The following is a 19,388-nucleotide window of genomic DNA, read 5'->3' on the forward strand; positions in this document are numbered from 1 at the left end:
GGGCGACGCGAGTCGCCCTTTTCTTTCGCCAGAAATTAACGGCGAAACATTCGGTACGCCGACTCGATCAGCCGGCTAGCACCAGCGTCCAGAAATTTGCGGCTCTTTTGCAGCACATCTTCGTCGGCAATCAGCTTCACTCGCCACTCGGGCGACAGCAATTGCATCACTTCGTCTTCAGGGACCGAGAATGGTGGACCATCGATCTCCGACTGCTCGTAATCCAGAGAAATCAGGAGGCCGCGGCAATCGGCGGGCAGGACGCGATTAAGGTGCTCGACATAGCGCCAGCGCATGTCAGACGGCAGTGCGATCAGCGCGGCGCGGTCGTACAGCGCTGAACAATTGCCAATATCCTTGGCGTTCAGCGCAAAGAAATCACCGCACCAGATCTCGCAGGCCCCATGGCTGTACACCTTGAACCGGCCCTTTTCTTTCACCCATGGCTCGACTTGGGCCTCAGTGAAAAAATCCTGAACGGCCTTCTCGGAAAGTTCGACCCCCACGACATGAAGGCCCTGCTGGTTGAGCCAGTGCATGTCGATGCTTTTACCGCACAAGGGCACGAGCACCCGCTCGCCCGCCTTCAGGTTCAATTCCGGCCAGAACTTCTGAAGGTATGGATTCACCTTTGACTGATTGAAACCTATCTGATTGATCGCCCAGCGCTCATGCCAAAACTGCGGCTCCATACATGCTCCTGATAATTCGATCAAACGGCACGAAAACTTATATTAGATTTAGATCAATGATCTGCCTGATCATGCTGCTTATCTTATACGCACAGGACGTCCGACATGTTCCCCAGCCTGTTCATTTCTCACGGCTCACCGATGCTCGCGCTGGAACCTGGCGAGAGCGGCCCGGCGCTGAAGCGTCTGGCGAGCGAATTGCCGCGGCCCAAGGCCATTGTGATCGTCTCCGCCCACTGGGAAAGCAGCGAACTGCTGGTCAATGGCAACCCGCAACCGGAAACCTGGCATGACTTCGGTGGTTTTCCGGCCGCGCTGTTCGCCGTGCAATACCCGGCGCCCGGCCTTCTGGAGATGACCCGTCATGTGATGGAATTATTGGCCGCTGCGGACCTGCCTGCCCAAATGGACACGCGTCGTCCGTTCGACCATGGCGTCTGGGTGCCGCTGTCGCTGATGTACCCAGAAGCCGACATCCCGATTGTTCAGGTTTCGCTGCCGTCACGCATGGGGCCGGCCCTGCAAACCCGCGTGGGTCAGGCGTTAAACCGCCTGCGCCAAGAAGAGGTCCTCGTCATAGGTTCGGGCAGCATTACTCACAATCTGCGCGAACTGGACTGGCACGCCGGACCGGAGAGCGTCGAGCCTTGGGCATTGGTTTTCCGGGACTGGATGGTCGAGAAACTTGCCGCCGATGACGAAGAGGCGCTGCACGACTACCGCCGCCTGGCACCGAATGCCGTGCGCAATCACCCGACGGACGAGCATCTGCTGCCGCTGTACTTTGCACGCGCCGCGGGCGGTGCATTCAGCATCGCGCACCAAGGCTTCACCATGGGCGCATTGGGGATGGATATTTACCGGTTTGGGTGAGGCCTTTAGCTGCGCCGAAGCGGTCAATACCTGTGGGAGACTCTATCGCTCTCAAATCAGTGGGGTCAGTAAGTTTCTTGAGGGTCGCAAAGCCTGACAGCATTCGACACATCCCGATGACGCAGAGCGTCATTGAATGTGTTACCACGCGGAGCGCGGGAACCATCAGCATCTAAACAGCGCAAAGCGCGCTCTGGCTTTTGATCTTCATACCGCAGCAGGCCAGACACCACAAAGCGCGACTTGGGTGCAGGCCAAACGCAGACGACGCGCAGTGGGCCGAGCGGCATGGATGCCGCGAGAGCGCCGTCAGGACATGGATGTCCGTTCGGCGCGGGCCCACGGAGTGTCGTCGGAGTGCGGGTACCCGACGCAGGAGGGCCAAGCCAGGAGCCAGGACACTTGGTTACTTGGTGTCCTTTCAAGTAACCCGCCGAAGGCGGAACAGTTTGGCCGTTAGGACAAACCAAACCATCAGCGTCAACCCAAACAGTGGAAGTACGCACCATACAAGCGAGCTTACTCACGAATAATCGATGGCAGCTCCCTGCAGACTGAGTGGATGCACTGAAGCCTTCGAGCAAGCTCGCCCCACCTGAACATCCAGACAAAAAAATCCCCGAACCAGTCGGGGATTTTTTTGTTCAGACGATCAGCTCAGCGCCAATCAGTCTTCGCGATAACGACGCAGTTTCAGCTGCTTGCCGGCAACGCGAGTGTCTTTCAGCTTGGCCAGCAGACGCTCGAGGCCATCTTCTGGCAGCTCGACGAGGCTGAAGCTGTCACGCACCTGGATGCGACCGATCGCTTCGCGAGCCAGACCACCTTCGTTGAGGATGGCGCCCAGCAGGTTTTTGGCAGCGATACCGTCACGCGCGCCCAGCGCGGTACGGCAACGCGCACGGCCTTCAGCCAGCGGCATTGGCGCACGACGCTCGCGATCACCACGATCAGGACGGTCACCCGACGGACGATCGGCACGATCACCACGCGGCGCGCTGTTCGGCACCAGTGGACGTTCTTTCTCGATGGCAGCCAGGGTCAGGGCCTGACCGTTGGTGGCCTTGCGCAGCAGCGCAGCAGCGAGTGCACGCGGGGTGCAGCCGATGTCGGCGGTCAGGCGGTCCAGCAGATCACCGTGGCTGGCTTCAGCGTCGGCAACCAGCGGCGCCAGGCTGTTGGTCAGTTTCTTGATGCGGGCATCGAGAACGGCTTGCGAATCCGGCAGACGAACTTCGGCAACCTTCTGACCGGTGACACGCTCGATCACTTGCAGCATGCGGCGCTCACGTGGAGTCACCAGCAGCAGCGCACGGCCTTCGCGACCGGCACGGCCAGTACGGCCGATACGGTGTACGTAGGATTCCGGATCGTATGGCATGTCGACGTTGAACACGTGCGTGATGCGCGGAACGTCAAGACCACGTGCGGCCACGTCGGTCGCGACAACGATGTCCAGACGCCCGTCTTTCAGCGAGTCGATGACGCGCTCACGCTGGTTCTGGGCGATGTCGCCGTTCAGTGCAGCGGCCTTATAGCCTTTGGCTTCCAGCGCGCTGGCCAGATCCAGAGTGGCTTGCTTGGTGCGGACGAACATGATCAGGGCGTCGAAATCTTCGACTTCCAACAGGCTCAGCACCGCAGAGGTCTTCTGGTCAGCGTGAACCAGGAGGTGGGCCTGCTCAATCGCGGTAACGGTCTGGGTCTTGCTCTGGATCTTGACGTGTTTCGGGTCTTTCAGGTGACGCTCGGCGATGGCACGGATCGACTGTGGCAGCGTGGCCGAGAACAAGACGGTCTGGCGGGTTTCCGGCATGGCCTTGAAGATGACTTCCAGGTCATCCATGAAGCCCAGCTTGAGCATTTCGTCCGCTTCGTCGAGCACCAGGTGGTTCACGGTTGCCAGGACTTTCTCGTCGCGACGCAGGTGGTCGCACAGACGGCCCGGGGTCGCCACGACAATCTGGGCGCCGTTGCGGATCGCTTTCAGCTGTGGGCCCATCGGCGCGCCGCCGTAAACAGCCACAACGGTAACGCCTGGCATCTGCTTGGCGTAGGTTTCGAACGCGGTGGCCACTTGCAGGGCCAGTTCGCGAGTCGGCGCGAGAATCAGCGCTTGCGGCTCGCGTTTTGCCGGGTCGATGCGGTTCAGGATCGGCAGGGCGAAGGCGGCGGTTTTACCGGTGCCTGTCTGCGCCTGACCAATCATGTCGTGACCGGCAAGAATAATCGGGATCGATTGCTGCTGAATGGCCGAAGGCTCTTCGTAGCCGGTAGCGATAACGGCTGCAACAATATTCGGATGAAGGTCGAGAGCGGCGAAGCCGCCGGTTTCCTGGGTCATGGGTCTGCCTCTGAGTGCATCCGCAAAGACCCATGCTTCAAAGCTGCGCGTGCCGTGTAAGACCCTAGAGTCACCCTGGCTGCTTTGTCGGCGGGGATTTGCGAAAACGTATTGATGAATGGATCGTCAAGGATAGTTCGTAACCGAACCGGCTTGTGAAGAAGGCTTCGCAAACCCATACCGTGACGAGGGCCCTATGAAAGGCCGGCGCGCACTATACCGGAATTGCCGGAAAAAGTGAGGATTTTTTTCAGAGAAAGAAGACCTTGCGTCCAACTGTCACAGGCTTTGCGCAAACCTGTGTCAGTGTCTATTTTCCAAGAGCCCGGTATTACTGGCGGCGGAGGCTTAAACGATTCACCTCATCAGTCAGGCAGCCCACCCTCTCCTTCTACTCTGCACGCAGGAATTCGGACATGACCTCTTCGACCAAAGGCCACGTCAGCCGGGAACAGCGTGGTCCTATCATGCTTATCGGGCTCGATCGGGTCGCCAAACGCAACGCCTTCGACATGGAGATGCTCAACCAGCTCAGCCTTGCCTACGGTGAGTTCGAGCGCAACGAACAGGCGCGGGTGGCGGTGGTGTTCGCTCACGGCGACCATTTCACGGGCGGACTGGATCTCGCCGAAGCGGGTCCGTCACTCAGAGGAGGCTGGAAAGTGCCGCCGGGAGGCTGCGATCCCTGGGGTTTGTTCGTCGGCCCGAGGGTCAGCAAACCCGTGATCGTCGCCGCCCAGGGTTACTGCCTGACGCTGGGTATCGAACTGATGCTCGCCTCCGACATCAACCTGTGCGCCAGCAATTCGCGTTTCGCCCATCTGGAGGTGCAACGCGGCATTTTCGCGTTCGGTGGCGCGACGCTGCGTCTGCATCAGATCGCCGGATGGGGCAATGCCATGCGCTGGCTGTTGACGGGCGATGAGTTCGACGCGCACGAGGCCTGTCGCATGGGGCTGGTACAGGAAGTGATGGCGCCCGAGGAATTGCTGCCCTCGGCGCTGAGACTGGCGCAGCACATCGCCGATCGGGCACCGCTGGGCATTCGCGCCACGCTGGAGTCGGCGCGGCAGGCGCTGCTCGAAGGCGAGGAAGCGGCGGCGCGAGCTCTGCCGATGCGGGTCAAACGGATCATCGACAGTGACGACGCCAGAGAAGGCTTGAACGCGCTGCTCGAAGGCCGTAGCCCGGTGTTCAAAGGGCGTTGATCAGGTCGCCGGGCGCAGGGTCTTGATCAGGGGAAGCAACGAGTAACCCAGTTGCGGCGCCAGGCCTTCGGCGCGCTCGATCAACGCATCCATCTCCAGGCTCTGCTCAAGGTCGGCGGGCACGATGAGAATCACGTTGCCTTCCTTCACCGGCAGCTCCCAGTAATGGCGATGATAGAGGCCGCGCAAGAGCGCCGCGCCCAGTGGTTTGCCGTCATCCGAAGCCCATTGGTTGATGATCAGCCAGCCACCGGGGTTCAGGCGTTGCTGGCACATCTCCAGAAAGCCCCACGCCAGATGCCCCACCGCAGGGCCGGTGTCGGTGTACAAGTCAACGAAGATCAGGTCGGCGTTTTCCGCCGTCGGCAGCAGCTCCAGCGCATCGCCAATGCGCACGTAGAGCCGGGGATCGTCTTCCAGACCCATGTACTCCATCGCCAGGCGTGGCACGTCAGGCCGCAGTTCGATGGCTTCAACATCGTCCAGCGGCAGGAACTTCAGGCATGCCTGGGTCAGCGTGCCTGCGCCGAGCCCCATGAACAGCGCGCTCTCCGGCGACTCATGGCACAACGCACCGATCAGCATCGCCCGGGTGTAGTCATACTCCAGCCACGCCGGATCGGCCGTGAACGTGCAGCTCTGCTCGATGGCATCGCCAAACTCCAGGAAGCGATAATCGTCCACTTCCAGCACGCGAATCATGCCGAAGTCGTCATGAACTTCAGCCAGCACGCGCTCTACACGCTCCTCGGTCATTGCTGCTCTCTTGATAAATCGGATTTGGCGCGCGGATTGTCAGGCATGCAGCCCCGGCAGGTCACGCAAATTATCGGGACGAGCTGCTAACATGGCCGTCCGATCGCATGGAATTCGAGTTCATCATGAGCCAACCCTGGAGCCCCGACAGCTGGCGGGCGCTGCCTATCCAGCAGCAACCTCAATACCCCGATGCCGAACACGTGCTGCGTGTCGAGCAGACCCTGGCCAGCTACCCTCCGCTGGTGTTCGCCGGTGAAGCGCGCGAGCTGCGCCGACAGTTTGCCGAGGTCACCGAGGGTCGTGCGTTTCTGCTGCAAGGTGGCGATTGCGCCGAGAGCTTCTTCGAATTTTCCGCCGCGAAAATCCGCGACACCTTCAAGGTGTTGCTGCAGATGGCGATTGTCATGACCTTTGCGGCGGGATGCCCGGTGGTCAAGGTCGGACGCATGGCCGGCCAGTTCGCCAAACCGCGCTCTGCCAACGACGAAACCGTGGACGGTGTGACGCTGCCGGCCTATCGCGGCGACATCGTCAACGGCATCGGCTTCGATGAAAAGAGCCGCGTGCCGGACCCTGATCGTCTGTTGCAGGCCTATCACCAGTCCACCGCGACCCTGAACCTGTTGCGTGCGTTCGCGCAGGGCGGGTTTGCCGACCTGCACCAGGTGCATCAGTGGAACCTGGATTTCATCGCCAATTCGGCGCTGTCGGACAAGTACAGCCAGTTGGCCGACCGTATCGACGAAACCCTGGCCTTCATGCGCGCCTGTGGCATGGACACGTCGCCGCAATTGCGCGAAACCAGTTTTTTCACCGCCCACGAAGCCCTCCTGCTGAACTACGAAGAAGCCTTCGTGCGTCGCGACAGCCTGACCAATGATTTCTATGACTGCTCGGCCCACATGCTGTGGATCGGCGACCGCACGCGTCAGGTGGACGGTGCGCACGTCGAGTTCCTGCGAGGCGTGAAGAACCCGATCGGGGTGAAAGTCGGCCCGAGCATGAACACCGACGACCTGATTCGCCTGATCGACATCCTCAATCCGGACAACGATCCGGGTCGTCTGAACCTGATCGCGCGCATGGGCGCCAACAAGGTCGGCGATCATCTGCCAGGGCTGATTCGTGCGGTGGAGCGCGAAGGCAAAAAGGTGCTGTGGAGTTCGGACCCGATGCACGGCAACACGATCAAGGCGAGCAGCGGCTACAAGACCCGCGACTTCGCGCAGATCCTGGCCGAGGTGAAGCAGTTCTTCCAGGTGCATCAGGCAGAAGGCACGTATGCCGGCGGGATTCACATCGAGATGACCGGACAGAACGTCACCGAATGCATCGGCGGCGCGCGTCCGATTACCGAAGACGGCTTATCGGACCGCTACCACACCCATTGCGATCCTCGGATGAATGCCGATCAGTCGCTGGAGTTGGCGTTTCTGATTGCCGAGACGTTGAAGCAGGTGCGCCGGTAAACACGCACCCTTGTAGGGGCGTGGCTTGTCCCGCGATTGCGGTGGGTCAGACAAAGGACCCGTTACAGACAGATCGCAATCGCGGGCAAGCGCGCTCCTACAGGAACGACGCAAACCTCCAACCGTTACAAGTGCCCTAAGCCCCGGGAGAGAAACGCCACCCGCAAGCGCGCCGCACTGGCGCGCTGGCAGTTGATCAACACGTCCGGCAGCCCTAGCCAATCCGCCAGTTGCCGCAGATTCGCCGCCAAGGCGTGCATCCCCTCCTCGTCCAGCCCTGGCTCTTCTTCGTGCACGGCATGCACCGCCAGCCTTCCCGCCGCTCTTTCCGCCCGCAAATCGATGCGCGCGGCGATGCGTTCGTTGTGCAGAAACGGCAGCACGTAATAGCCGTACACACGCTTGTGCGCTGGGGTGTAGATCTCGAGCCGGTAATGAAAATCGAACAGTCGCTCGGTGCGCGAACGCTCCCAGATCAGTGAATCAAACGGAGAAAGCAGCGCGCTTGCGGTGATTTTTCTCGGCACCTTGAGTCCGGGCAGCGCGTACACCGATTGTTTCCAGCCCTGGACCTGAATCCTCTCAATCGCCCCATCTTCCAGGAGTTCAGCAAGCCCGGTCTTTGCTGGCGCAGGGTCCTGGCGAAAATAATCGCGGATGTCTTTTTCAGTGCCGACGCCCAATGCCGTGATCGCCCGCAGCAATAACCCGCGCTGCGCATCGGCCTCGTCGATTTCGGGGTGATGGATGATCGCGGACGGCAGCACCCGCTCAGGCAAATCGTACAGCCGCTCGAAGCCGCGCCGGCCTGAAACCGTGACCTCGCCTGCAGCGAACAACCATTCCAGCGCGAGCTTTTCAGCGCTCCAGTCCCACCAGGGTCCTGCGCGCTCCTGACGCGTGCTGAGGCTGCCTGCCCCCAACGCGCCCTGGTCGCGGACAGCTTGCAACACCCTGGCGATGGTCGATTGTTCCTCACGCCCGAATTTGGCGAGTTGCTGGTAGATACCGTCGCCCCGCGACGCGCGCTGCATGCGCCAGCGCATCAGGGGATACAGCGTAACCGGCAGTAACGAGGCCTCGTGCCCCCAGTATTCGAAAAGCTTGCGTTGAGGGCCCTGACTCCACGCAGCCTGATCCAGCAGCTTCTGCGGGTAGTTGCCCAGTCGTGAATAGAGCGGCAAGTAATGGGAACGGACCAGCGCGTTGACCGAGTCGATCTGCAGAACGCCGAGGCACTCGATCAACTGCGTGACGTGGCTGGAGGTGAAGGTGAGCGGTGGCTGACGGCCATTGAAACGCTGGGCCGCCAGCGCCACACGTCGTGCTTGTTTAAGCGACAGCTGTTGAGTCGACAGTTCTGCGGGCATTCAGGACCTCCTGATCGATTCGCAAAACTACCCGATCACACCCTGCCCTGTCAGCGCTTCATTGGGTCGTCCCAGAACGGCCGGTCGGCCTCCCCGTAGACATCGGCGCGGCTCAGGCCGATGTCCTTGAGTGCGTCGTCGCTCAGGCTGGCCAGCTCGATACGCTCGCGATGCAGGGTGCGCCAGCGGGCAATCCGCGACGTCGCAGCGCGCCAGGCGCGCTCGAACGCCGAATCGCGGGACAGCGTTTTCAGTACCAGTACATAACCTTTTTGACTTTTCATCATCTTGCCCTCCAGGTGGGGATGGCTAGATTCTCCGCGCAGGGTTAAGATCAATCCAACGAATGTTTCTGATGCAACGCATCTGGGAGATTGATGCAATGGCCACCTATCCAAGTATCGACAGCGAGCTCTTGAGGACCTTTGTCGCCATTGCCGATCAAGGCGGTTTCACCAAGGCAGGTGAAGTGGTGAACCGCACCCAGTCCGCCGTGAGCATGCAGATGAAGCGACTGGAAGACGACGTCGTTCAGCGGCCGCTGTTTCAGAAGGACGGTCGCACCCTGAACCTGACCGCCGAAGGGCAGGTCCTGCTGGGCTACGCGCGACGCATCCTCAAATTGCACAGTGAAGTGTTCAACACCCTGCGCGAACCGCACATGATCGGCACCGTGAAGATCGGCACGCCGGACGACTATGTCATGCGTTTTTTGCCCGGCATTCTGTCGCGCTTCGCTCAGGCGTATCCGCTGATTCAGGTGGAGGTGCATTGCGAATCATCAGCACAGCTGCTGCAACGCCAGGACCTGGACCTGAGCATTGTCACCCGCGAGCCAGGCAAGGAGATCGGCCAGATTCTGCGTCAGGAGCGCTTCGTCTGGGCCGAGGCCGCAGGGTTCTGCCCCCACGAGCAAACGCCGCTCCCGCTGGCGATGTTCAACAGTGACTGTTTTTGCAGGCAGTGGGCGAGCAATGCGCTGGATGCAGCGGGTCGGGAATATCGCGTGGCGTATACCAGCGCCAGCCTGTCGGCGATCATGGCGGTGGTCAGCGCGGGACTCGCGGTGACGGCGCAATTGCAAAGCCTGATCACCTCGGACCTGCGTATTCTGGGAGACGCCGAAGGGTTGCCGCAGTTGCCCTCGGCGAGCATTGTCTTGCTGCGCAACCCGAATAATCCTTCGCCCATCACGGAGTGTCTGGCCGATCACATCGCCGAGGGCTTCACGCTGTAGCCTGCGTCAAACCCTGAAGCACAGCATGATTGCGCAGATCACCAAAAACACGCAGAACAGCGAACGCAGCAACCGCTCCGGCAGGCTATGAGCCAGCGCCACGCCCCAACTGATGCTGGCCAGACCGCCGATCGCCAGCGGGATGCCCATCGGCCAGTCGACGTGGCCGTGCGCCGCATACGTCGTCAGCGTGATCACGGTGGCGGGGGCCGCCAACGCCAGCGCGAGGCCCTGGGCGACCACTTGGGTGGCGCCGAAAATACCCGTCAGGATCGGCGTCGCAATCACTCCGCCTCCCACGCCGAACATCCCCGCCGTGACACCAGACCCTACGCCGAGCAACCACAGCCATTTGCGATGACGTAATTCAAGGCCTGCATCGCCCTTGCGCCAGTACATCTGGATCAGGTTGAAGAGCGTCAATACCACGAGGAAAGCGACAAAACCGATGCGCATGCTTTGTGCGTCGACTCGCACCGCCCAGAGCGAGGTCAGCCACGACACGATGAAACTGGGGCCGATCAGCATCATGGCGTTACGGACCGAAATCCGGTTGCGCTGGTTATACCGCCATAACGCGAGCAACACATTGGGCAGTACCATCAACAGTGCCGTGCCCTGCGCCAACTGCTGATCGAGTCCGAACAGCACGCCCAGCGCAGGAATGGCAACAAGCCCGCCGCCAATGCCAAACAGCCCGCCCAGCGTGCCCATGGCAGCGCCGAGCAGCAAGTAAATCAAGACATCTACCGTCACGCGCGGTCCTCAGTTTAACCCTGCGCGCATGCTACGCAGTCGCAGGCCGCAGGGAAATCCGCAGACGAACATTAACTTCAACGGATCGTGATCAGACGATTCACGATCCGTGTCTCAAGGGATCCGAGCCAGCCGCTCCCATCGGCGATAGAAATACACCGCGCCACTCATTACCGAAATTATCTGGTGCAATAAAGATCAGGGCACTAAATTAGCAGTCACTCCCGATTAACCGAGGAACACCCGATGAACGCCGACGAGAGCTCGACCACGGCGGGCGCTGGCAATTGCGACGCGTTGCTGCTGGATAACCAACTGTGCTTTGCCCTGTACTCCACGTCATTGATGATGACCAAGGTGTACAAGCCACTGCTTCAGGAACTGAATCTGACCTATCCGCAGTACCTGGCCATGCTGGTGCTGTGGGAGCGGGACGGGTTGACGGTGGGAGAAGTCAGCACACGCTTGCTGACAGACCCGGGATCGCTCACCCCCCTGCTGAAACGGCTGGAAGCCGAAGGCTTGATCAGCCGCACACGCAGCAAAGAGGACGAACGTGTCGTCCTGCTGACATTGACCGAACAAGGCAGAGCGTTACACGCCAAAGCGCAGCGCATTCCGCAGTGCATTCTGGCTGCCAGCGGCATCAGCGTTCAACAACTGCAAGCGTTACAGAAAGATCTGCTGGGGTTGCGCGAGAACCTCCACAGCAGCATTTGATTTCCCGTTTCCACTCCAGGCCAGCCGTGTTGCTGGCCTTTTTGTTTCAGCCGAACCCCAAATCTCATCGGGGCCGAAGAGCTTGTTTCACCTGCAGGCCGAGCAACGCCGCAACCTGTAGGAGCGCGCTTGCCCGCGATTGGCCAGTGGGTCCAATGCATCTTTGTCGGTAGAAAAATCGATTCGCGGGCAAGCGCGCTCCTACAGGTTCGGTGGTAACAGGGCGATAGCGACAGGCCTGATGGTGGTTGCGGACTTAGGGCGATTTTGCTCGCGGACAGGACCGCTAAAAAGCGTCAACGCTTCGGCGAAAATTCGCTCAAATAAATCTCTATTTATCAATGAGTTAAACAAATTAACCCTGGTCGAACGTAATTTTTCTGGAAAAATCTCAAAAATTTATCTTGCGCACTAAACATTAGCGCAGTACATTTCACCTCACTTGTTTAGCGCACAAACTTTTAGCGCTAAACACAACCGGCTCGAAGCCAACATCATCTAGTGAGGAAATATCATGCAAGCACTCTATACCGCAGTCGCAACCGCAACCGGTGGCCGTGATGGCCGTGCTGTTTCCAGCGACAAAATCCTGGACGTGAAACTCGCCACCCCGAAAGAACTCGGCGGCGCCGGTGGCCAAGCCACCAACCCTGAGCAATTGTTCGCCGCCGGTTACTCGGCCTGCTTCATCGGCGCACTGAAATTCGTCGCCGGTCAAAGCAAACGCAGCATCCCTGCCGACGCTTCGATCACTGCCCACGTCGGCATCGGCCAGATCCCTGGCGGTTTCGGTCTGGACATCGACCTGAACATCAACCTGCCAGGTCTGGAACAGGCTGATGCTCAAGCGCTGGTCGACGCGGCTCACCAGGTTTGCCCTTACTCCAACGCCACTCGCGGCAACGTTGACGTACGTCTGCACGTAACCGTCTAACTCACCCGACCCCGTAGGAGATAAACATGAACACGTTCGGCAAGATTCTGGCTGGCTCGCTCCTCGCCTTCTCGGTCGGCAACGCTTTCGCAGCGACCGACACTGGCGTCGAGCACAACACACAGGCGTTCCTCGATGCGCTGAACTCCGGTGGTGGCAAGCCGATCGAACAGCTCTCGCCTCAAGATGCACGCGCCGTACTCACCGGCGCTCAGGCCGGGGTCAAGCTGACCCTGCCCAAAGCCGATGTCAGCCAGAAGACCATTTCGGTCGACGGCCAGAACATCAGCCTGACCATCGTGCGTCCGGCGGGCGTAAAAGGCACCTTGCCTGTGTTCATGTACTTCCACGGCGGCGGGTGGGTGCTGGGTGACTACCCGACGCACGAACGTCTGGTCCGGGATCTGGTAGAGGGTTCCGGTGCGGTGGCGGTTTTCGTCAACTACACCCCTTCGCCTGAAGCGCACTACCCGACCGCGATCAACCAGGCTTACGCGGCAACCAAATGGGTGGCTGAGCATGGCAAGGAAATCAACGTCGACGGCAAGCGTCTTGCGGTCGCGGGCAACAGCGTCGGCGGCAACATGGCGGCGGTCGTCAGCCTGATGGCCAAAGACAAAGGCACCCCTGCGATCAAGTATCAGGTCTTGCTGTGGCCGGTGACCGATGCCAATTTCGATACCGGTTCGTATGAGCAGTTCGCCGAGGGTCACTTCCTCACCCGCAACATGATGAAGTGGTTCTGGGACAACTACACCACCGATCCCAAGCAACGCGCCGAAATCTATGCCTCACCGCTGCGCGCCACGCTGGATCAGTTGAAAGGCCTGCCGCCTGCGCTGGTGCAGACCGCCGGTGCCGACGTTCTGCGTGACGAAGGCGAAGCGTACGCTCGCAAACTGGATCAGGCCGGCGTGCCGGTCACGGCAGTGCGTTACAACGGCATGATTCACGACTACGGTCTGCTGAACGTGATCAGCCAGGTGCCGGAAGTTCGGTCTGCGATGCTGCAGGCTTCGCAAGAGCTGAAGGTCCATTTGAAGTAAGACGAAGCAGGTCGGATGGATCTTCAGCGATTCATCTGACGCCATCGCGGGCAAGCGCGCTCCTACCAGGTATCGAGTCACCTGTAGGAGCGCGCTTGCCCGCGATGGCATCGGTGGGTTCGACAAGCAATCCTGCGAATGGAGACATGTGAGATGGACAGGTAACCGACAAACCCATCGCCCACAAAAAAGCCCGACTCACTGGTCGGGCTTTTTCGTACTCGGTGTTACGAAAGCAATGCTTATTTAGCACGGCCTTTGTAGGAACCGCCTTCACGGGTATCGATCTCGATCATGTCGCCGATTTCGATGAAGTCAGCAACGCTCAGCTCAGTGCCGTTTTTCAGCTTGGCTGGCTTCATGACTTTGCCCGACGTGTCGCCACGCGCGGAGCCTTCGGTGTAGTCAACCTGACGCACGATGGTGGTCGGCAGTTCTACGGAAACCAGACGGCCTTCGAAGAATACGGCTTCGCAGACGTCGGTCATGCCTTCTTCGATGAAAGGCAGAACGCTTTCGATGTCTTCGGCGTTCAGTTCGTACATGGTGTAGTCAGTGGTGTCCATGAACGTGTAGGAGTCACCGCTGATGAAAGACAGAGTGGCTTCTTTACGGTCCAGGATCACGTCGTCCAGCTTGTCGTCGGCGCTGTAGACGGTTTCAGTCTTGTAGCCGGTCAGCAGGTTCTTCAGCTTGGTCTTCATGATCGCGCTGTTACGGCCCGACTTGGTGAATTCAGCTTTCTGAACCAGCCAAGGATCGTTGTCGATACGGATCACGGTGCCGGGTTTAAGCTCTTTACCAGTTTTCATTACGAGTATCCGAATTTGGATTGAAGTTCTTTCTAAGCCCTGTACGAAAAGCCACTTTTCGTACAGGGCTTAATACAAGGCCGCGTATCATATCCAATTTCGGTAAAACGTTACCAGCGCAGTCGTCAGATCGTCCTGCAAGGCCTGTTCCAGACACCACCGTTCGGCATGCGCGGCCAGCTCGCCACGGTGCTTTTCAAGCGCATTCCAGCTTTGAGTCATCGACTGACCCGCGTTCCAGTGGCGCCAGACCTCGGTCAGCGCCTGCCCCGCCTCTGTAGACAATCCCGCCAGATACAGCTCGAGAAACGCGTCCAGCTTGGCCCAGTGGGCATCGTCGTCCTGCGCGTAGATGTGCCAGATCAGCGGACGCCCCGCCCACTGCGCACGGACAAACGAATCTTCGCCACGCACGACGTTGAACTCGCAACACCACAGCAGCCGGTCGTAATCTTCCTGGCGCACGAACGGCAACACCTGAATCGTCAGGGCATTGCGCTGATTCAAATCGCCCGTTTTCAACGCGTCGACGCCTAGCCAGCGCTCCAGGTCTCCCAGAATCCGCCCTTCCGGCACCAGCAAATGGGTTTTGCGATCAGAGAACGCCAGACAATCCAGCCACGAGCCCAATCCCGGGTGTTCGTAGGCGAACAGGGAAATCAGCCGCGTCTGCCCAAGCGCTGCATCCTCCTGTGGATAAATACCCAGGCTGGCCAGGAAGGCCTGCTTAGCGGCCGGATTCTGCTCGAATGCGTGCCGACGTTCGATCAGCCCGGCTTCACGGAGCAATCCGCCGGTGCTGGTCCGGAAACCCGGGAAGAAAAAGAACTTCTGGATGCCGCTGGACTGCAACGATGGCAGGCCATGGCAACCTGTTACCCACTCCTCCGCACTGAGGTATTCCAGGTTCAGCCACAACGGACGCGGGTTGCGCGCCTTCATGGCGTCGATGTAAGCGGCGGGCAGATGACACGCAAAGGCCTCGATGACCACGTCGGCAGGCTCGGCCGGTTGCCAGTCTTTCGCCCAGAAACAGACGTTGACGCCGTCATGCCACTGTTGCCGTGCATCAGCGTCGGCACCGGGACACAGGCGCGCGAACGCCGACAGGTCGTCGACCCAGAGACGCACGTCCATCCCGTGTTCGGCGACCAGTTGTCGGGCCAGACGAAATGTCACGCCGACATCGCCGAAGTTATCCACAACGGTGCAGAAAATATCCCAAGAGGCTTTCATCCGGGCTCCCTGAGGATGTTCAAAAAAGCGGATTGTCCTTCATAACAGCGCAGAATCACCAGCCCCGGTCGTGCGACAATCGGCGCCAACGTCATACAAGCCGGGAGTCTGCTATGCACGTCAACCATCGCCAGTTGTCCGTTACGCTCCAACCGCTGAAGCTGATCGTGTCCATTGCCGCCGGCATCTGGCTGGGTTGCCTGGCCGTGGGCCTCACAGGCTGGCTGATTTACAAAACCCTCCCCGCCGAGCAGAGCCAGGCGCTGGGCAATGCGGCCAGTCAACTGACGAGCCCGCCCGCCGCCAAGGCAAAGCCTGAAAGTGACAATCCGATGTTTGACCAGTACCGGCAAATATTGCGCGACAGCGAGGCCCGTCAGGCGCAGGAAGCCGAACAGGCCGAGCGCCAGCGAAGCTTCAACGGCCCGAAATGCCAGTTCTGGATGCAGCAGAACCAGACCGCGCCCAGCGAGAAGAGCCGCGCCGCGATCTATCAGTTCTGCGGTTGATTCCTTCCACGAGACAAGCAGCACTCATGAACAAGCAGCAGATCCTGCAACGGATCATTGAAAAACTCGAGGTCGATCTGGACATCGCCATTCGCGCCGCACAAACCGCGTACGAAACCGCGACCCATGAAGAGAACATCGCCGAGAACAAGTACGACACGCTGGGCCTGGAGGCCTCGTATCTGGCTGCCGGACAGGCGCGTCGCGTGGAAGAGATTCGCCAGTCCCTGACGCGGTACCAGAACCTGGTGCTCAAGCCGTTCGACGAAACACGGGGTATTCAGTCGGGCGACCTCATCGTCCTGGAATCCGCGAGTGGCGCTGAGCAGCACCTGTTCCTGGGGCCGGACGCGGCAGGCTTGAAGATCCGCGTCGATGACACCCTGATCACTGTCATCACCGACCGAGCGCCCTTGGGCCAGAACCTGCTGGGCAAGTTCGATGGCGATGAGGTGCAGATCAGCGTCAATGGCAGCCGGCAATCGTTCGAAGTCATTCACATCCTGTGATCCATTGATCATTTGCAGGGTTGAAGGGTCTGACTTTTTGTGGGTAAGGTGCGCAGTCGCACGACATACGGTGAACCCGGAAGATGGAGCCGGGCACACGGATTTAACCAAGGAGATATTTCATGACGAACGTCATCACTTTCCCTGACGCCCATGAACGTGATCGCCTCAAGTCCAGTGACCACCAAGGGTTGAGATACCTGAACAATAAAGAGCGGCAACTGATCGATCGCCTGCGGATGACCAGCCATGCAGGCCGCCAGTACGTGTACGACTACGCCAACATCATGTCGCGGTCCAAACCGTTGTATCCCGATCCGATAGATTGAAGCGCAGGTCGATATCAAATCGGTGGGAGCCCGCTCGCTCCTGCCGTCATACGCGGCGCCAAAGTCGGTTGATCTGGGCCTATAGTGGGCAAATGTTTTTTGCCTTCAGGAAACCGCCATGCCCGTTGCCACCCCTGACACCGTCAAAGCCGACGTGCCTAGCACTGCGCCCGTAAAAGCCGATCATCTGCGTTTCCACAAAGCCCATGCCCATCTGGCATCCACGTTTGGTAACGATGCCTTCGCGCTAAAGGCGGAAGCGTTTGCGCGTTTCTTCGGTACACCGACGTTTCTTGGCGCCCAGACACTGATCGTGCTGCTGTGGGTAGGCGCCAACATCAGCGGCCTGGTGACCTTCGACCTGTACCCCTTCATTTTGCTTAACCTGGCGTTCAGCCTGCAGTCGGCCTATGCCGCACCGCTGATCCTGCTCGCGCAGACACGCCAGTCAGCGCGTGACAAAGCCAATGCCGATGCCGACGCGCAGCACCGGGAAGACCTGGCCGTGGCCAATGAAGAGCGCATGGCCCGTGCAGCAGAGCACACTGCACAGATGCTCGAACTGCTGGAGCAGAACACGCGCTTGACCGAAATGACCAAAGTGCTCACCGAACGCGTCGAAGCGCTGACCGCCGATATGCACAAGCATTTTGTAAAGAGGGACGGGCACGCTTGATACGCTGAGGATCGACTTCGGCCCGGAGGTGCAGACGCCCGGCTTTTTTCGATCTGACACGCACCGGCAGTGGATTCGGCAAATGCGGTGTGCCAGACATGGCCAAGGGTCTGATTTTACCGCCGGTGCCCGACCTATGAGCGCTTTAGCCATTGGTGGACATTTATGATATTGCGGTTGTCATGGAATGGCGGGATTATGACCGTAATTTATTTCCACCAACGACCTGATTCCTGGAGCGACGCCATGCAGACCACCTCTCGCGAAGAAACCCTGGCCCTTTGGCTGACTCAAGAACAAGCCATGCGCGCTCGTCTCGGTAAAGCCGATAGCATGAGCCTGCTCGACGTAGCGCAGCTCACTCCGCAAGAGTTCTTCGACGGGATTGGCAACGGTCTGTATCCGCACCCGCCAATCGGCGAGTTGATGGACTTCGTACCCATCGAATGGACGCCCGGCCGCTTCGTCTTTCAAGGCACGCCCGGTCCACAGCACTACAACCCTCTCGGCACCGTACACGGTGGCTACGCCGCCACCCTCCTCGACTCGTGCATGGGTTGTTCGATTCACACCCGACTGAACAAAGGCCAGGGCTACACCACCCTCGACCTGCGCATCAGCTACATCCGGGCGCTGACTCAGAAGACCGGCCCGATACGCGCCGAAGGCACGGTGGTGCACGTCGGCCGCTCCACCGCACTGGCCGAAGGCAAAATCTACGACGCCGAGGGCCGTCTGTACGCGACCGGGACCACCACCTGCATGATCCTCGACATGAACCGCTAAGCCTTCGTTGGGTGCCGTCTGTCCATTGCATTCATGACCTGCGGTCAAAAGTCCCTTTCTCGTTTTCCGGTTTTTCCGCAGGGAACCAACCGGGATACTGGGCTTCAGATTTTCTACCCTTCGCAATGGAGAACCCCATGACTGTTCCTGCATTTGGCCTTGGCACCTTTCGCTTGAAAGATCAGGTGGTGATCGACTCGGTCACCGCTGGCCTTGAAGTCGGCTACCGTGTGATCGACACCGCGCAGATCTACGGCAACGAAGCGGAAGTCGGCCAAGCCATCGCCGAAAGCGGCGTGCCTCGCGACCAACTGTTCATTACCACCAAGATCTGGACCGACAACTTCGCCGCCGACAAGCTGATCCCCAGCCTCAAGGAAAGCCTGGCGAAGCTGAAAACCGACTATGTCGATCTGACCCTGATTCATTGGCCATCGCCGCAAGGCAAGGTGCCCGTTGCCGAGTTCATGGGTGCGTTGCTGGAGGCAAAGCAGCAGGGCCTGACCCGCGCGATCGGCGTCTCCAACTTCACCGTGGCACTGATGAAAGAAGCGATTGAAGCGGTCGGCGCCGAGAACATCGCCACCAACCAGATCGAGCTGCACCCGTACCTGCAAAACCGCACCGTGGCGGATTTCGCTCGGCAGCACGGCATCAAGATCACCTCGTACATGACGCTGGCCTACGGCGAAGTGCTGAAAGACCCGGTGATCCAGCAGATCGCTCAGCGTCATCAGGCAACGCCGGCACAGGTGGCGCTCGCATGGGCGATGCAGCTGGGCTACGCGGTGATACCGTCCTCGACCAAACGCGCGAACCTGGAGAGCAACCTCAAGTCGGTGGACCTGAAACTGACCGATGACGACATGGAACAGATCGCCCGGCTGGATCGCGGCCATCGCCTGACCAGTCCGGCCAGTTTGGCGCCGCAGTGGGATTGACGAAGGCAGCGAACGCGATGTGTCAGTGATTGTTGATGTCGCTGACCCACCGCATTCGCCAGCAAGCCGGCTCCTACACAGGTCTGCGGGCCGAACACAAGTGCATGCATCACCCCGGAACCTGTGGGAGACGTCCGAGGTTACGAGGGTATGGGCCGCAATTCGGACGAAGGCGGTATGTC

Annotated in this window: 21 protein-coding genes; 13 read left to right on the forward strand and 8 right to left on the reverse strand. The window is 59.7% G+C overall.

What is annotated here, in order from left to right:
• Positions 1-35 precede the first annotated feature (35 nt).
• Positions 36-692 carry a thiopurine S-methyltransferase gene (locus BMY73_RS10815; protein ID WP_092407006.1) on the reverse strand — a complete coding sequence of 219 codons (657 nt, stop codon included), beginning with the start codon at positions 690-692 and terminating at the stop codon, positions 36-38.
• A gap of 105 nt (positions 693-797) precedes the next feature.
• Here BMY73_RS10815 and BMY73_RS10820 point away from each other — a divergent pair, with 105 nt between their 5' ends.
• Positions 798-1,565: a DODA-type extradiol aromatic ring-opening family dioxygenase gene (locus tag BMY73_RS10820; RefSeq protein ID WP_092407008.1), complete on the forward strand. Its 768-nt coding sequence runs from the start codon at positions 798-800 to the stop codon at positions 1,563-1,565.
• A gap of 667 nt (positions 1,566-2,232) precedes the next feature.
• On the opposite strand, the gene BMY73_RS10825 is transcribed toward BMY73_RS10820, so the two are convergent.
• Entirely contained in the window at positions 2,233-3,909 is a 1,677-nt protein-coding gene (locus BMY73_RS10825) for a DEAD/DEAH box helicase (RefSeq protein WP_092407010.1), read from the reverse strand.
• 416 nt (positions 3,910-4,325) lie between these two features.
• Here BMY73_RS10825 and BMY73_RS10835 point away from each other — a divergent pair, with 416 nt between their 5' ends.
• A complete protein-coding gene (locus tag BMY73_RS10835; protein ID WP_092407070.1) occupies positions 4,326-5,117 on the forward strand; it encodes a crotonase/enoyl-CoA hydratase family protein in 792 nt (263 codons plus the stop codon).
• Here the strand turns inward: BMY73_RS10835 and BMY73_RS10840 are convergent, their stop codons facing one another.
• Entirely contained in the window at positions 5,118-5,873 is a 756-nt protein-coding gene (locus BMY73_RS10840; RefSeq protein WP_092407012.1) for a spermidine synthase, read from the reverse strand.
• A 125-nt stretch (positions 5,874-5,998) separates the two neighbouring features.
• Between BMY73_RS10840 and BMY73_RS10845 the strand changes: the two genes are divergently transcribed.
• Positions 5,999-7,345, forward strand: a complete 1,347-nt coding sequence (locus tag BMY73_RS10845; RefSeq protein ID WP_092407072.1) for a class II 3-deoxy-7-phosphoheptulonate synthase — start codon at positions 5,999-6,001, stop codon at positions 7,343-7,345.
• Positions 7,346-7,470: 125 nt separating this feature from the next.
• Here the strand turns inward: BMY73_RS10845 and BMY73_RS10850 are convergent, their stop codons facing one another.
• The gene (locus tag BMY73_RS10850) at positions 7,471-8,715 is read right to left on the reverse strand and encodes a winged helix-turn-helix domain-containing protein (protein WP_092407014.1); all 1,245 of its coding nucleotides are present in this window, start codon (positions 8,713-8,715) and stop codon (positions 7,471-7,473) included.
• A 50-nt stretch (positions 8,716-8,765) separates the two neighbouring features.
• Positions 8,766-8,999, reverse strand: a complete 234-nt coding sequence (locus tag BMY73_RS10855) for a DUF1127 domain-containing protein (protein WP_062380341.1) — start codon at positions 8,997-8,999, stop codon at positions 8,766-8,768.
• A 98-nt stretch (positions 9,000-9,097) separates the two neighbouring features.
• Between BMY73_RS10855 and BMY73_RS10860 the strand changes: the two genes are divergently transcribed.
• A complete protein-coding gene (locus BMY73_RS10860; protein WP_202967479.1) occupies positions 9,098-9,952 on the forward strand; it encodes a LysR substrate-binding domain-containing protein in 855 nt (284 codons plus the stop codon).
• A 6-nt stretch (positions 9,953-9,958) separates the two neighbouring features.
• Here the strand turns inward: BMY73_RS10860 and BMY73_RS10865 are convergent, their stop codons facing one another.
• A complete protein-coding gene (locus BMY73_RS10865; RefSeq protein WP_082060749.1) occupies positions 9,959-10,690 on the reverse strand; it encodes a sulfite exporter TauE/SafE family protein in 732 nt (243 codons plus the stop codon).
• Positions 10,691-10,954: 264 nt separating this feature from the next.
• Between BMY73_RS10865 and BMY73_RS10870 the strand changes: the two genes are divergently transcribed.
• The 3 genes from BMY73_RS10870 to BMY73_RS10880 all read left to right on the forward strand — a co-directional run bounded on the left by BMY73_RS10870 (position 10,955) and on the right by BMY73_RS10880 (position 13,408).
• A complete protein-coding gene (locus tag BMY73_RS10870; RefSeq protein WP_062380298.1) occupies positions 10,955-11,428 on the forward strand; it encodes a MarR family winged helix-turn-helix transcriptional regulator in 474 nt (157 codons plus the stop codon).
• 514 nt (positions 11,429-11,942) lie between these two features.
• A complete protein-coding gene (locus BMY73_RS10875) occupies positions 11,943-12,362 on the forward strand; it encodes an organic hydroperoxide resistance protein (protein WP_092407018.1) in 420 nt (139 codons plus the stop codon).
• 26 nt (positions 12,363-12,388) lie between these two features.
• Positions 12,389-13,408, forward strand: coding sequence for an alpha/beta hydrolase (locus BMY73_RS10880; RefSeq protein ID WP_092407020.1), 1,020 nt, complete (start codon positions 12,389-12,391; stop codon positions 13,406-13,408).
• A 242-nt stretch (positions 13,409-13,650) separates the two neighbouring features.
• Here the strand turns inward: BMY73_RS10880 and efp are convergent, their stop codons facing one another.
• Together efp and earP are read right to left on the reverse strand one after the other, a co-directional pair.
• The gene (gene efp, locus BMY73_RS10885; RefSeq protein ID WP_008057003.1) at positions 13,651-14,220 is read right to left on the reverse strand and encodes an elongation factor P; all 570 of its coding nucleotides are present in this window, start codon (positions 14,218-14,220) and stop codon (positions 13,651-13,653) included.
• Between the two features lie 87 nt (positions 14,221-14,307).
• Positions 14,308-15,456 carry an elongation factor P maturation arginine rhamnosyltransferase EarP gene (earP, locus tag BMY73_RS10890; protein WP_092407022.1) on the reverse strand — a complete coding sequence of 383 codons (1,149 nt, stop codon included), beginning with the start codon at positions 15,454-15,456 and terminating at the stop codon, positions 14,308-14,310.
• A 113-nt stretch (positions 15,457-15,569) separates the two neighbouring features.
• Between earP and BMY73_RS10895 the strand changes: the two genes are divergently transcribed.
• From BMY73_RS10895 to dkgB, 6 genes are all read left to right on the forward strand, one after another.
• Positions 15,570-15,965, forward strand: coding sequence for a hypothetical protein (locus BMY73_RS10895; protein WP_062380290.1), 396 nt, complete (start codon positions 15,570-15,572; stop codon positions 15,963-15,965).
• 26 nt (positions 15,966-15,991) lie between these two features.
• Positions 15,992-16,474: a GreA/GreB family elongation factor gene (locus tag BMY73_RS10900; RefSeq protein ID WP_062380288.1), complete on the forward strand. Its 483-nt coding sequence runs from the start codon at positions 15,992-15,994 to the stop codon at positions 16,472-16,474.
• 122 nt (positions 16,475-16,596) lie between these two features.
• A complete protein-coding gene (locus BMY73_RS10905) occupies positions 16,597-16,803 on the forward strand; it encodes a hypothetical protein (protein WP_092407024.1) in 207 nt (68 codons plus the stop codon).
• Positions 16,804-16,921: 118 nt separating this feature from the next.
• Positions 16,922-17,479, forward strand: coding sequence for a DUF1003 domain-containing protein (locus tag BMY73_RS10910; RefSeq protein WP_092407026.1), 558 nt, complete (start codon positions 16,922-16,924; stop codon positions 17,477-17,479).
• Positions 17,480-17,725: 246 nt separating this feature from the next.
• A complete protein-coding gene (locus BMY73_RS10915) occupies positions 17,726-18,265 on the forward strand; it encodes a PaaI family thioesterase (RefSeq protein WP_092407028.1) in 540 nt (179 codons plus the stop codon).
• 137 nt (positions 18,266-18,402) lie between these two features.
• Positions 18,403-19,206 carry a 2,5-didehydrogluconate reductase DkgB gene (gene dkgB / locus BMY73_RS10920; protein WP_092407030.1) on the forward strand — a complete coding sequence of 268 codons (804 nt, stop codon included), beginning with the start codon at positions 18,403-18,405 and terminating at the stop codon, positions 19,204-19,206.
• Positions 19,207-19,388 lie beyond the last annotated feature (182 nt).

Source organism: Pseudomonas sp. NFACC02 (assembly GCF_900110765.1).
Taxonomy (GTDB): Bacteria; Pseudomonadota; Gammaproteobacteria; order Pseudomonadales; family Pseudomonadaceae; genus Aquipseudomonas.